We start from the raw sequence: 13521 nt of genomic DNA on the forward strand, positions 1-13521 counted from the left end.
GCTTGCGAAAGAACTGGCCGCCCTGGTGACCGGGGCAGGCAAAGGTGGCGTTGGCCGCCTCGGTGTAATGTTTGAGCGCGTCGAAGAACGGCGGCAGCAGGCTTGCTTCATAGGCCTTGGCGGCGGTTTCCAGTTGGTTGCCATGGTACTCAGCATTATTGCTGGATAAGTCGAAGACACCATTGACCTGCAAGATGACATCCTGCAGTTGCTTGTAGATCGCCAGGGAGCGATTGCTGCGGCCCTGAGAGGCCACCAGGAAGATCGGGATATCGAAGCCGGTGCGCTTGATGGCATCCAGCACTCCGGCGGCCAAGTCATCAACGCAGAGCACGGCGACAGCGACATCGGTAAAGTCCGTCTGATCGAATCGGACGATTTCGCGGGTATTACGAAAACACTCCCGGACCGCATCGCTGGCAGCGATTTTCAAAGCGTTCATATCCAGAGTCTCTCGGTCTGCTTGACGTTGAAGTTCCTGGGACGAGCACCTTCAGTGGCATCATGTCCCGGAGTCCGGAGCGATTGCCCTATTGGGTATAGTTCATTTTTACAATCTGTTACCCCTTGTCGAAATTTTATCGGTGAATGAAACACCCCATCGGTTGCCTCCAACCTTTGGGGTGCTGCTCATCCAGCCATCAGCTGCGCCCGACGGAACCTGTCACGGGCAGGTTCCCGAGCAGCTTGAGCCCGGTGCTCTTCACGAACGTCTCATAGTCCATCGGCTTCTCGATCCGGGTTTCTGCGTTAGGCAGCACGTAGGCCCAGGCACGTTGGGACGACGCGTCGTACACCAGCTTGAACAGGCGAGTCGGCACCCAGACCTGGTTGTCGCCGATGGTGGAGTGGCCCGGGTCAAAGAGCGGACCGGTAAAGACAAACACGTTGCCATCGGCGCGCTTGGCAAACTTGCGGACATCAGACTCGACCTTGCTCCAGATCTTGCGGTTGTTGGTCGGGTCTTGCGGCACCATGTTCGACAGCGCAAAGGATTGGGCCATCGCATTGGGGTTCGGGGCATCGGCTGCCGGGGATTGGTGGCCACGGTCCACGGCCGGGTGCTGGCTGCGGTAGTCGCTCAACTCGGCGCGCCCACTCTTGGGAATGCGTGGGTCCGGGTAGAACTGGTTGGTGCGCTCCTCCCCTTTGGCATCCTGCAACTGGGCCGCGTTCAGGCGTTCGACCACCACCAGCGGGGTCTTGCTGGTTTGCGAGTACAGCACCGCGAAGTTGTCGGAACACAGCGCCAGGGGTTTCATGGAGGCTGGTACTGTGGCCGTGTTGATCGGTTTCGCTGTCGGGAACAGGTCTGCGCAGCCGTCAAACGATGCCTGTTTCTGTTTGCTTGAATAAAGGTCCAGGGCCGCGTTCTGGCTGATCGAGCCCGAGCGGGACGCTTGTTCATGTTGCGCGGTGGGCGGCTTGAGGAGGTCCAGCAGACTACGGGCTTGTGCCCCGGTCGAGAGCAAAACAAGGGCCGACAGCCCAACTGCAATTTTGCGTAGGTACATGGGTTAAATCTTCGAATGGGATTGAGGGGTAAACGTACGGCGAGGCCCGATTCACGGAACCGGGTGGGGGGCGTTGCCTGTTATGTGGCGGCGATCATGCTTTCGCTGTCCTTGATCAAGTTACCGATGCGGGGCCGGTCGGTTCGACCGCTGAGGGTCGTGCGGGGTGTATGGACCACGACAAGATCGGTTAGTGCAATGCCGTACTCAGCAGCCATATTATTGTGACGCTGTGGTGGATGACTTATCCAGCACCGCTCGATACCCTTTCGCACCCTGGTGCCTGACGGCCGTTCAGGCCAAACGACACTTCATCCAGACGAACCAAAAATGAAATCCTCCGCAGGTTTGCTGTTGTCAGGTATCGAGCTGGACCGTGCCAGTTCCATCCCCTTGTACCGCCAACTCTACTTGCAGATTCGCAAACAGATTCTCAGTGGCAGAATTCAGGGAGGCGTGCGCCTGCCGTCCACCCGGACCCTGAGCAAGGAACTGCAGCTGTCGCGAATCAGCATTCTCAATGCGTTCGATCAACTGATTGCCGAAGGTTTTCTGACGTCGCGGACCGGGGCCGGAACCTATGTCGGCCATGAGTGGGAAAGCCGCGGTATCGATGACGATGAGCACAAGCGCCAGCCCCCTCGCCTGTCCGACCTGAGCCAGTCCATGCTGTCGTTGCGCAGCGATCATTTCCGCGGTGTTTCCTATGCCGACTGGGCGACCGGGAGCCCGACCTCGTTCCTGCCCAGTCACAGCGCCTACGATGCGTTCCCGCAATCGGTCTGGAAGCGCCTGTTGAACCGTCACCTGCACAAGCCGACCAAGGCCATGCTCGGCTATGGCGAACTACAGGGATTGCTGGCCCTGCGCGAGGCGATTGCCGAGTACGTCTTCGATGCCCGTGGCATTGATTGCAGTGCCGAGCAGGTGGTCATCGTGTCCGGCGCCCAGCAAGCCTTCAACCTGCTGGGCATGCTGCTGCTCAATCCGCAGGACAGTTTCTGGATGGAGGATCCGGGGCATATCGCGGCACGCATTGCGCTCCAGGCCCAAGGTGGTCAGGTCGTGCCGTTGCGTATCGACGAACAGGGGATCGATGTCCAGCAAGGCCTGACCCTGTGTCCTGACGCCCGCCTGGTGTTTACCACACCTTCCCGCCAGCACCCCCTGGGCGTCACCATGAGTTATGGGCGACGCCAGGAACTCATCGACTGGGCCGCCCAGAATCAAAGCTGGATCATCGAGGACGACTGCGACAGTGAGTTTCGCTACAACGGCCGCCCCCTGCCGGCACTCTATGCCATGGACCAATGGGCCCGGGTCATCTACGCCGGCACCTTCAGCAAAGTGCTCTTCCCCTCGCTACGACTGGGTTACGTGATACTGCCGAACGCCTTGATCGAACCCTTCTGCACCCTGCGGGCCGTCATGGATCGCAGCCCGCCCACACTGCTGCAGGCCGTCACGGCGGACTTCATGCGCGAGGGCCACTTTCTCGGCCATATTCGTCGAATGCGCGCCCTGTACCAGGCTCGCCAGCAGGCACTGGTCGAACACCTGCAGAAACGGCTGGGGACTTTCTTCAGGATCACGCCGGTGGAAGCCGGCATGCACCTGATCGCCTGGCTACCCGCGCATCTCGATGACGACGCCCTGGCCAGAGAACTCGGCCAGCATGGCATTCATACCTATCCCCTAAGCGACTACTGCGTCGAACATGTGTTGCCGCCGGCGCTGTTGATCGGCTTTGCCAGCACCCCTGAGGACCAGGCCGAAGCGCGCGTCGAAGCGCTGGCCCAGGCGCTGGACAAGATGGGCTATCTGCAGCCGGCCACTTGACGCAAGGCAAGTGGTCTTATGATTTAACTGATAATGGATCTATCGAGAGTTCCTGACTGGCGCGATAAAGGCTGCGCCGGTAGACCCGGTGTCTGAACCAGGAACGACTCGAATGAACAATAAGATCCAGGAACGATTCAACGCCCTGCTCAGCCATAAGGCTGTCGAGGCCGAGGCTCCCCCCCTACTGACCGAGGCATTGGCCCGCCAGTTGCTCGACCGACTGGCGCAACTGCGCCTGTTTGCCCATGCCTACCCCTTGCTGACCAACCTGACCCACGGCCGTGTCACCCCTGGCGACCTGCTGGACTTCGCCTATCGCCACGAACTGCAGGGCCTGAGCCTGCACTTGCTCGACGGTGAGGAAAACAGCCTGAGCCAAATGACAGCCGCGCAGCTTCAGGCGTTCGCTGCCAAGGCCAATGCCTTGGGGCTCGATGTGCATCTGGAAATCAGCAGCACCCTGAAAAAGGATGTCGATCAAGTGATCGCCATAGCCAGGGCGCTGGGCACCCGCAACATCCGTGTCTACTCACGCTACGAAGGGGCGCTGTCCCAGGTCATGGACGTGATCGAGTCAGACCTGCACTACCTCGCGCAACAGGCAGACGAGCACGACCTGTTCTTCGACTTCGAGCAGCATGAAGAACTCAAGAGTGGCGAGATCGCGCAATTGCTGAGCCGGCTGAACCACCCTCGCCTGCACGCCCTGTTCGATTTCGGCAACATGATCAATGCCTGCGAACAGCCCCTGGCGGCACTGCGCGCCCTGGCCCCGCACATACGCCAGACCCACCTCAAGGGTGTGCGCATCGTGCCTGAGCCAAACGGCTTCGGGCATTACGGCGTGCTGCAAGGCAGTGACGAAGACGACCTGCCCAGCGCACGCATGTTGTTCGAACTGCTGATGCTCGGCCAATCAACCCCGCAAGTGATCGCCTTCATTCTCGAGCAGGAAAACCACTACGTCGCCCCGGCGTTCCGCCAGGTCGACGAAGCCGCCGACCCGTTCATTGCATACCGGGAAATGAGTGAAACAGCGCTGCCGGAAGGCTTTTCGCTGGAGCGAATGCTGGCCGATGAGCACCGCTGGGCAAACAACCAGGTCGCCTACGTACGCGGTCTGCTGGCCGAGTTCCGCACCCTGGCCGAGTTGACCCTGGCCCATTGCGCTAACGCCTGAACCTGACGTGCCCATCGGCACTGCCTACCCAATCAAGCCTGGAGAACAATAATGACATCCCACGACAAGGCCAAATGGCTCAGATTCCTGATTCTCATCCTCGGTGGCGGCACCATCTACAAGCTGGCGAATCTCAAAGACGCCTTCTATATCCCCATGCAAGAGTTCATGGGGCTGTCCCACACTGAAATCGGCGTGCTGCTGAGCGCCAACGCCATCATCGCCACCGCGCTGTTCGTGGTGGGCGGCATGCTCGCCGACCGGTACGACACGCGCAAGCTGATCCCCCTCGGCCTGATCGGTACCGGCGGCCTCGGGCTCTACCTTGCGACCTTTCCGCCCTTCAGCAATCTGCTGGTTGTGTTCTGCCTGCTGGCCGTGTGTGCCGACTGCCTCTTTTGGCCTTCGCTGCTCAAAGCCATCCGCAACCTGGGTGACGACAAAGAACAGGGGCGCCTGTTCGGCTTGCTCGAAGGTGGGCGTGGCGTCATCGATACCCTGGTCGCCTTCTCTGCGCTGGGCGTCTTCGTCGCCATGGGCTCCGGTGAAAACGGCCTGAAATCGGCGATCTTCTTCTACTCGGTCATCGACATTCTTGCCGGCACCCTGACCTGGCTGCTGCTCAAGAGCGGCAAAACCCAGTCGACCGTCAAGCCGAAGAACGGGTTGTCCAACCTGCTCGAAGCCATCAAGGTGCCGGGCATCTGGCTGGTCAGCCTCAACGTGTTCATGGTCTACATCGTCTACTGCGGCCTGACCTATTTCATTCCCTACCTCAAGGAAATGTACGAACTGCCCGTGGCCCTGGTAGGCGCCTACGGCATCATCAACCAGTACTTCCTCAAAATCCTGGGCGGCCCTGCCGGTGGCTTCATTGCCGACAAACAGTTCAAGAGTTCCAGCCGCTATCTGAAGTGGGCATTCCTGGCGTTGCTGCCGCTGATGGGCGCCATCATGCTCATCCCGAAAAGCCCGGATTACATCTACGCAGGCATGGCGGCCACCCTCTCCTTCGCGCTGATTGTCTTTTCCATGCGCGGCGTGTTCTGGGCCCCCATGGGTGAAGTCGGCATTCCCCAGCACATCACCGGTTCAGCCTTCGGCATCGGTTGCCTGATCGGCTATGCGCCGGGCATGTTCGCCTACGTGATCTATGGCGCAATCCTTGACCACTTCCCGGGTCAACAGGGCTACAACTACGTGTTCTCGTTGATGAGCGTATTGGCCATTGTCGGGTTCATGGTGTCCAGCCTGCTGTATCAAGCGGTCCGCAAGAATGCCACGATCACTGGCAAGGTCAGCGCCGCGCAAGCCTGAACATAGGCCGGGTGTATACGCTGCGGCGGTAACCGAATCCCCTCGGTTACCGCCGCACGGTGCCGCCATCAAAAGGCGAAATCGGCCTCGTCCATGGCCATCAGGCAATGGGCTCCGCCTCGCAGGCTTTCGCGGTGGCCACTGGCACGGGGCAGCACCCGGCGCCAGTAAAAATCCGCCGCTTGCAGCTTGGCCCGGTAGAACCCAGGTTCGTCGGTGCCTGCATCCAGTGCGGCTTGGGCACGCACAGCCGCCTGCAACCACAGCCCGCCCACCAGCACGTAAGCGCTGTACGCCAGGAAGTCCACCGACATGGCGCCGATTTCCTGCACATCACGCCGACACGCCTCGACCACTTCGTTACCCAGTTCACGCCACTCGGCGAGACGCTGCTGCATTGCCTCGGCCATTTCCCTCAGCGCTGTTTGCGAGCCGGCCGCATCGACATGCACGGCCAGTTCATCGATCAAGGCACCCAACTCGGTGGCGCCATCGCCCAGCACCTTGCGCCGAAGCAGATCCAGCGCCTGGATACCGTTGGTACCCTCGTATAGCTGGGTGATGCGGCTGTCGCGCATCAGCTGCTCCATGCCCCACTCGCGGATGTAACCGTGGCCACCGTACAACTGAACGCCCAGGCTGGCGACTTCCTGGCCGACGTCGGTGAAGAAGGCCTTGACGATCGGAATCAGCAGCGCCGCCCGACGACTCGCCTTCTGGCGAGCCTCAGGTTGCGGGTCGCCGTGTTCGAGGTCCAGTTGCAGGGCGGTGTAGGCCGCGAGCAAGCGGCAGCCTTCGCTCAAGGTTTTTTGCGTCAGCAGCATGCGCCGGACATCGGGGTGCACGATGATCGGGTCGGCACTCTTGTCCGGCGCCACCGGACCGCTGATGGCCCGCGATTGCAGACGCTCGCGGGCATAAGCGAGGCCACCCTGGAAGGCGGCCTCGGCGATGCCCAGTCCCTGCAGGCCAACCTGGAAGCGTGCATCGTTCATCATGGTGAACATGCACGCCAGCCCCTGATTCGCTTCACCGATCAACCAGCCTTGTGCGCCGTCGAAGTTCATCACACAGGTGGAAGCACCCTTGATGCCCATCTTGTGTTCCAGTGCGCCACAGCTCAGCGAATTGCGCGGCCCCGGTGTTCCATCGGCCGCGGCAATGAACTTGGGCACCAGGAACAGACTGATGCCCTTCACCCCAGCCGGAGCATCCGGCAAACGGGCAAGGACCAGGTGAATGATGTTGGCGGTCAGGTCCTGTTCGCCGCCGCTGATGAAGATCTTGCTGCCGCTGACCTGATAACTGCCATCGGCTTGAGGCTGGGCGCGGGTGCGCAGCAGGGCAAGGTCGGTACCGGCCTGGGGCTCGGTGAGGCACATGGTGCCGGACCATTCACCACTGACCATTTTTTCCAGATAAGCCTGTTTGAGCGACTCGCTGCCATGACGATGCAGAGCGAGCACCGCGCCTTCGGTGAGGCCGGAATAAATGCGAAAGGACAATGAGGCGGCCATCAGCATCTCGTGAAAGCTGGCCGAAACCAGCTGCGGGAAACCCTGGCCGGCGAACTCCTGCGGCCCGGTCATGCTGGCCCAGCCGTTATCGACGTACTGCCGGTAGGCGTCGCGAAATCCCTGGGGCGTGGTGACATGGCCGTCGATCAGCTGACAACCCTGCTCGTCACTGTTGCGGTTCAGCGGTGCGACCACTTCGCCGGCGAAGCGGGCGGCTTCTTCGAGGACGCCGTCGATGGTTTCCCGGTCCAGGCCGTTGTTCAACCGCTCACAATGCCCGCTGACATCGAACAGTTCGTGCAGCACAAATCGCATGTCGCGCAGGGGAGCTTGATACTTCATGGCAGGCCTCGTGGGTTGGCAGAGTGGAAAAGATTGCCGTCACCCTAAGCAGGCGCCTACTATTTTTGAAATTTCATTTTCATATGCCTGGTATTTGTAATTTGAATTTAAAAAGCTTCGATCTGAATTTGCTCCGGGTGCTCGATATGTTGCTGCGCGAACAGAACGTGTCGCGAGCGGCCGAGCGCCTGGCCCTCAGCCAGCCCACCGTCAGCAATGCCCTCGCCCGCCTGCGCTCACTGTTCGACGATCCCTTGCTGGTGCGGGTTGGCCGTCACATGCAGCCCACTTCCCGGGCGCTGGCGCTGGAGGGGCCGATTCGCGCGGCCTTGCAACAGATCGAACAGACACTCAATGCCGGGGAAACCTTCGACCCACGCCTGAGCCAACAGCAGGTGCGCATCGCCCTGACCGACTTTGTCGAACAGCTGTGCATGCCGCCCTTGTTGGCGCGCCTGGGAGAACTGGCGCCAAACCTGCGAATCGACGTTGCTCACCTCGCCCCCAGCCTTCCTGCCGAGCTGCTGGACCGGGGTGAACTGGACATGGTTCTGGGACGCTTCGAAGAAGTGCCGGCGCGTTTCACCCGCCGGGCCTGGCACAGCGAAACCCTGCGACTGGCGGTGCGCAAACAGCATCCGCTGGCACATCACACACTCACACTGGATGACTTCCTGGGGCTGCGCCATCTCTGGGTGAGTGGCGGCCAGTCGCGCGGCATGGTCGATCAATGGCTGGGCAAGCAAGGCCTGTCGAGGAAAATCGTCTACACCACACCCAACTACCTGCAGGCGGCGCACCTGGTCGCCCATTCAGACTTGAGCGTCGTCCTGCCGACCCAGTTGGCCAATCAATTCGCGCAGCTGTTACCGCTGCAGGTGTTCGAATTGCCGTTCGACGTCGGCTCGTTCCACCTCGAACTGGTGTATCTGGCGCAACGCCAACATGAGCCGGCGCTGGCGTGGCTGATAGAGCAAATCCTGGCAGTGCGGCCGACTTGAACGGACGATGGTCTGGCTGATCATCGGTGGTGTCTGGTACACCCGTGAAACTGTCGGATCGCTATGCAGTGAACTACTGTCAGTCATGGGCGTGGCGCCCACAGGCAATCTCCAGATATCCGTTGAGTTGCAGGGTTTCCAACCGACTTATCACGATGATCACGGAACCAGGCCGATGGAAAAAGATGCAAGAGTCGAATCAAAAAACCAGACGTTTACCCCGCCGGAAACTGAGGCCCCGGGCGAGCCAGCCCCTGTTCCCGGTGTGGCTGGCAATGGCATCTGGCGCACACGCATCGGGGGCCAGGCGCGCAACCTGAGCCACTCGACCCAGTTTGTCATTGCCGCCGCGGTGATCCTGGGGCTGACCATGTTCTTCGTCGGCAATCTGGTGAGCGAACGGATAGAAAACGCCGCCGTACATAGCGCAGCAGAAGCAGCCGCCCAGTACATGGATACGTTTCTGGAGCCCTATGTGCAGGAGATGAGCCGCGACAACGCCCTCTCGGCTGCAAGTGTCCAGTCCCTGGACCGTCTCGCGGAAAACCGTTCGCTCAAACAGCACATTGTCTCGATCAAGATCTGGCGAGCGGATGGCACGGTGATCTACGGTACGAACAAAGCCATCACCGACCGAAAATTCCCACTCGATGAGATCACCGAGGCACTCAAGGGCAATGTGGTTACCGACCTCAAAGACCTGGACGAGGATGAAAACGAGTTCGAGCGCAAGCTCAACATGCCGCTCTATGAGATCTACGCGCCCCTGCGGGACTCACGTACCGGAGAGATCATCGCGGTGGGCGAATTTTATGAAAAGGCCGACAGCCTCAAGCGCGAGATCAATCGCGTCCGGCAGCAGGTATGGGTGGACGTAGGCACCGCGACACTGGCGATGCTGACGCTGCTCTTCTTCATCGTGCGACGCAGTGACAAGATTATCCAGCGACAGCAAGTGGCATTGCGCTTGCGGCTGCAGGAGCAAACCCGCTTGCACATCAGCAATGCCGAACTCCAGCACAAGATGGCGACGGCTACCCAGGAGTTTTCCCGGGTCAACGAACTCACCTTGCGGCGCATTGGTGCAGACCTGCACGATGGGCCTGCGCAGTTGTTGACCTTGATTCTGATCCGCCTCGACGACCTGGCCGAAAACTGCTCCACTGTCGATCAGGAGTCTCTGGAAACCATTCGTGGCGCCGCCACCGACGCATTGAGTGAGGTCCGCGATTTATCACGAGGCCTGGCACTTCCGGAAATCAACGACTTGAGCCTGGAGGAAGAGTTGCAACTGGTCGCGCAACGGCACGAGCAACGCACTGGCACCAGGGTCACATTAACCATGGATCAGCTACCGGAGGCCGCGCCACTGCCGCTCAAACTCTGTTTGTACCGTTTTGTGCAAGAAACCCTCAACAACGCTTACCGTCATGCCAACGGCGAGGGTCAGGTCATCCGGGCGCAATACGTTGATGAGGTACTGAACATCAGCGTCAGGGACGGTGGTCCGGGCATGACGGAGGACGCCATGCTGCTCGAGACATCCGGCAGAACCCGATTGGGGCTCGCCGGCTTGCGTTATCGCGTTGAATCCCTGGGCGGGTTGTTCAGCATCGACTCCAGCGCCTCGGGTACGTCGGTCAATGCACAGTTCAAACTCTAGTCAGAGCCGCTGCGGGCATCCATTTGTGTTTTCCCTTCGCCGTTGTGAAGGCGCCCGACGGCTTCGCGCTCCCAATGACGCCGTAGAGCCGTGACCGCTTCGACGCGATTTCGGGCGTGCAGTTTGTGCATCACGCAGCCCATGTGGTGCTTGACGGTTTTTTCGCTGATCAACAGCCTTGTCGCGACTTCCCTGTTGGTCAGTCCCTTTGAAACTTCTCGAATGACCTCCTCCTCGCGGTGGGTCAGATCAAAATTGGGTGTTTGCGCTTCGTGCTTCTTGCTGTTACTCAGCAGTTTGTCTGCAAACTCGGGGGTGATATAGGTCTCACCCTTGGCAACCGCCCTGATTGCCAGGATCAGTTCCGGTCCGCTGACGCCTTTCAACACATACCCGCGCGCGCCGGCATCCAGTGCCAGAAGGGCGTCATCTTCGGATTCCGAAACCGTCAGCATCAGCACCTTCACATCCGACAGTTCAGAGGAAATGAACCGTACCGCGGCAAAAACATCCCCCGGCATATTGACGTCCATCAGCATCACGTCCGGGCGCACCCTCTGGGCAATATCCCTGGCATCCTGCGCATTGGCGCCCTGCTCCACGACTTGAAGATCCGCCCGTTTCCTCAACGTATTGGCAACGCCCTCACGCAACATCGGATGATCGTCGGCTATGCCGATGCGAATGGATGGACTCATGACCCGCTCCCGAAAGGATAAGCACTCGAACATTAATTGATTAATAGCAGGGAACCGGGGGTCACGCCGCTCACCAATCGTATGTCCCAGGTGCCAGGCGTTCGAAAGTCAGACTTAGGTCGGATGAAACCGGATCTTCATCCAGCAATTAACCTTACAAAACACTTTATCTTTAGAGTTCAACTATTTGTTTTAAAAGGTTATTAAACAGATAAACAAACAAAGGGCTTGATAAAGCCCGGATCTGCCTTTCATCCGACCAACAGTCGCTCTTCTGCCCTCAGGCACAGCCCTGGATCGCCACTGTTTTACAAAACCGGTGGCGCGGACGTTCCGCTAATCCTCGAGGAGCCAATAATAGATCCGCCCCTTTATGCCCCTTCAAGTTGATCGCGCAAAAACTCGATGAACCGCTGGGTTTTCGCCGGCAACAGACGCGTCTCGGTCAGCGCATACACTGAAACCGCAGTGGCGTGCCATTCAGGCAAGACCTTGAGCAGCTTTCCATTGATCAAGTCTTGTTCAGCGATGCCTTCAGGCAGCAAAACGATACCCAGGTCCAGTGATGCCAGGCGTCTGAGCATACCGACGCTGTTGAGTTCGAATCGTCCGCCCACATCGACCTCCACGCGCCCTGCGTCGCCGGACAACGTCCAGCGGTCTGCACCTGGACCGCGCAATCGCAAACACTCGTGGCGGCTCAAATCCAGAGGCTGCTGCGGGGCACCGGACATTTCCAGATACTTGGGCGAGGCATACAGGCCGCGCCGCAAGCTGGCGAGTTTGCGGGCAATCAGATTTGAGTTCGGCGGTTCTCCCATTCGGATCACCACGTCCACCGGATCACTGATCAGATCCACCTGGCGCGGGCTCAGATCGAACTCAAAACTGATACCGGGATAAAGCCGGGCAAACTCCGCGATCAATGGCGCCAGGTAGACAGTGGCGAAGTCCACCGGCAACGAAGCCCGGAGCAACCCGCTTGGCCGGGCCAGCATCTCCCCCAACTGTTCGTGCGCCAAACGGGCTTCATCGACGATCCGTTTGCAGCGCTCAAAGTACAACTGGCCAGCCTCGGTCGGTTCGATCTTGCGTGTGGTGCGGTGCAACAGCCGCAAGCCGATGCCTTTCTCCAGCTCGCTTATACGCCGGGACAGGGTCGAGTTGGGGATCCCCAGGGTTTCTGCCGCACGACTGAAACTGCGCGCCTTTACCACCTCGACAAACAGCGCCATATCGTTGAGATATTCCACGGCATTATCCCATTAGTGGATTAGTCATTTCTTTTTTCGCGGATTTATCCCGAATTCGAATTGATCAATCATAAACACATCACCTAACTTGCTGTCAGGAGAGTCATCATGAGCTACGAAAAATTCAGTGCAGACAATGCCGCCCTGCTGTTGATCGATCACCAGGTGGGGACAATGGGCTGGGTCAAATCCATTCCGTTCCAAGAGTTGAAACGCAATGCCCTGATGCTCGCCAAAGCGGCCAGTATCCTGAAACTGCTGGTGGTGCTGACCTCCAGCATGGAGGAGTACGCACAAGGCCCGCTACTCAGTGAACTGGAGCAGATCCTGCCTGCCGAGTTCGCTTCGCGAGTCAAACGCCTGGGTATCGTCAATGCCATGGACGATGAAAACTTCGCCGCCGCCGTCAAGGCTACCGGGCGCAAAAAACTGATCATTGCCGGTGTCACCAATGACGTCTGCACCGTTTACCCGGCCCTTAGCCTGGTACGTGACGGCTTCGAAGTTCAGGTAGTCGCTGATGGCGGTGGTTCACCCAGCGTCATGGCCGATGACATCGCCCTGCGCCGGATGGACAAGGGCGGCGTGACATTGACCACCACCAACCAACTGATTGCCGAACTGGCTGGCAGCTGGGCGACTCCAGAAGGTGGGCAGTTGGTACAAGTGCTGATGGAAGCGCTTCAAGGTTAAGACGTTTACGCGGTGTACCCGCAACAGTTACATCTGTCAGCCCGTGTGCGCAGCCTGATCGATTTCCTGGTTGAGCGTTTCAGGCACATTGACCACCTGGATGAAACGGCAGGCCTGCACGACTGAACAGCCTGGCCCGCAGTCACTTCGGCCAACCGCGGGCAGCGATGAAGCCGGGGTGAATGACAGCATTCGGCCATCGATACATTCAGAAAGCGGCCACTTCTTTTGGCCCGGACACCCCGCACAATCGCACCCTGTATTGGGGGATATTCCCCGCCATCGGGGGCCTTCACCCTGGCTGCCCATACGCCAGTTTAAAGCCGGCAGGCAAGGGAGCGAGGCGTAGAGCCATTAGTCACTTGCTGTCACTTTTGGCGGGAAACATGCATCACTCCCATCCCGGCTCGACATCAGACATTTCGCCAGCCGGGCTGGAGGCAGTGGCTCGATGCCCATGCATTGCCACGCTCCGAGGAACCCGTCAGAGGTGTTTGCGAT

At 59.4% G+C, this 13521-nt stretch carries 11 protein-coding genes and 1 pseudogene; 7 read left to right on the forward strand and 5 right to left on the reverse strand.

Annotation, left to right across the window (positions count from 1 at the left end):
- Nucleotides 1–442: Orn/Lys/Arg decarboxylase N-terminal domain-containing protein (locus tag KGA96_RS09275; RefSeq protein ID WP_317850341.1), on the reverse strand; the 442-nt coding region annotated here is incomplete at its 3' end.
- A 199-nt stretch (nucleotides 443–641) separates the two neighbouring features.
- Complete coding sequence (locus KGA96_RS09280) at nucleotides 642–1514, reverse strand: DNA/RNA non-specific endonuclease (protein ID WP_046037014.1); 873 nt, start codon at nucleotides 1512–1514, stop codon at nucleotides 642–644.
- A gap of 330 nt (nucleotides 1515–1844) precedes the next feature.
- On the opposite strand from KGA96_RS09280, the gene KGA96_RS09285 reads away from it, so the two are divergent.
- The 3 genes from KGA96_RS09285 (at nucleotide 1845) to KGA96_RS09295 (ending at nucleotide 5853) form a co-directional block, all read left to right on the forward strand.
- The gene (locus KGA96_RS09285) at nucleotides 1845–3353 is read left to right on the forward strand and encodes a PLP-dependent aminotransferase family protein (protein WP_046037015.1); all 1509 of its coding nucleotides are present in this window, start codon (nucleotides 1845–1847) and stop codon (nucleotides 3351–3353) included.
- A gap of 112 nt (nucleotides 3354–3465) precedes the next feature.
- Nucleotides 3466–4536 carry a sugar phosphate isomerase/epimerase family protein gene (locus tag KGA96_RS09290; RefSeq protein ID WP_223512554.1) on the forward strand — a complete coding sequence of 357 codons (1071 nt, stop codon included), beginning with the start codon at nucleotides 3466–3468 and terminating at the stop codon, nucleotides 4534–4536.
- A gap of 51 nt (nucleotides 4537–4587) precedes the next feature.
- Entirely contained in the window at nucleotides 4588–5853 is a 1266-nt protein-coding gene (locus KGA96_RS09295; RefSeq protein ID WP_223467057.1) for an MFS transporter, read from the forward strand.
- A 68-nt stretch (nucleotides 5854–5921) separates the two neighbouring features.
- Here the strand turns inward: KGA96_RS09295 and KGA96_RS09300 are convergent, their stop codons facing one another.
- Complete coding sequence (locus KGA96_RS09300; RefSeq protein ID WP_223512556.1) at nucleotides 5922–7712, reverse strand: acyl-CoA dehydrogenase C-terminal domain-containing protein; 1791 nt, start codon at nucleotides 7710–7712, stop codon at nucleotides 5922–5924.
- Nucleotides 7713–7795: 83 nt separating this feature from the next.
- On the opposite strand from KGA96_RS09300, the gene KGA96_RS09305 reads away from it, so the two are divergent.
- Nucleotides 7796–8713, forward strand: a complete 918-nt coding sequence (locus KGA96_RS09305) for a LysR family transcriptional regulator (protein WP_223467054.1) — start codon at nucleotides 7796–7798, stop codon at nucleotides 8711–8713.
- 175 nt (nucleotides 8714–8888) lie between these two features.
- Complete coding sequence (locus tag KGA96_RS09310) at nucleotides 8889–10376, forward strand: ATP-binding protein (RefSeq protein ID WP_223512559.1); 1488 nt, start codon at nucleotides 8889–8891, stop codon at nucleotides 10374–10376.
- Here KGA96_RS09310 and KGA96_RS09315 read toward each other — a convergent pair.
- Complete coding sequence (locus KGA96_RS09315; protein WP_046037023.1) at nucleotides 10373–11074, reverse strand: response regulator; 702 nt, start codon at nucleotides 11072–11074, stop codon at nucleotides 10373–10375. The genes KGA96_RS09310 and KGA96_RS09315 overlap by 4 nt on opposite strands.
- Before the next feature lie 371 nt (nucleotides 11075–11445).
- Entirely contained in the window at nucleotides 11446–12327 is an 882-nt protein-coding gene (locus KGA96_RS09320) for a LysR family transcriptional regulator (protein WP_046037024.1), read from the reverse strand.
- Nucleotides 12328–12435: 108 nt separating this feature from the next.
- Between KGA96_RS09320 and KGA96_RS09325 the strand changes: the two genes are divergently transcribed.
- Together KGA96_RS09325 and KGA96_RS09330 are read left to right on the forward strand one after the other, a co-directional pair.
- A complete protein-coding gene (locus tag KGA96_RS09325; RefSeq protein ID WP_046037025.1) occupies nucleotides 12436–13020 on the forward strand; it encodes an isochorismatase family protein in 585 nt (194 codons plus the stop codon).
- Nucleotides 13021–13146 (forward strand): annotated as a pseudogene (locus KGA96_RS09330) (LysR family transcriptional regulator); the annotation flags it as partial.
- Nucleotides 13147–13521 lie beyond the last annotated feature (375 nt).

Source organism: Pseudomonas sp. GL-R-26, assembly GCF_019947365.1.
GTDB lineage: Bacteria > Pseudomonadota > Gammaproteobacteria > Pseudomonadales > Pseudomonadaceae > Aquipseudomonas.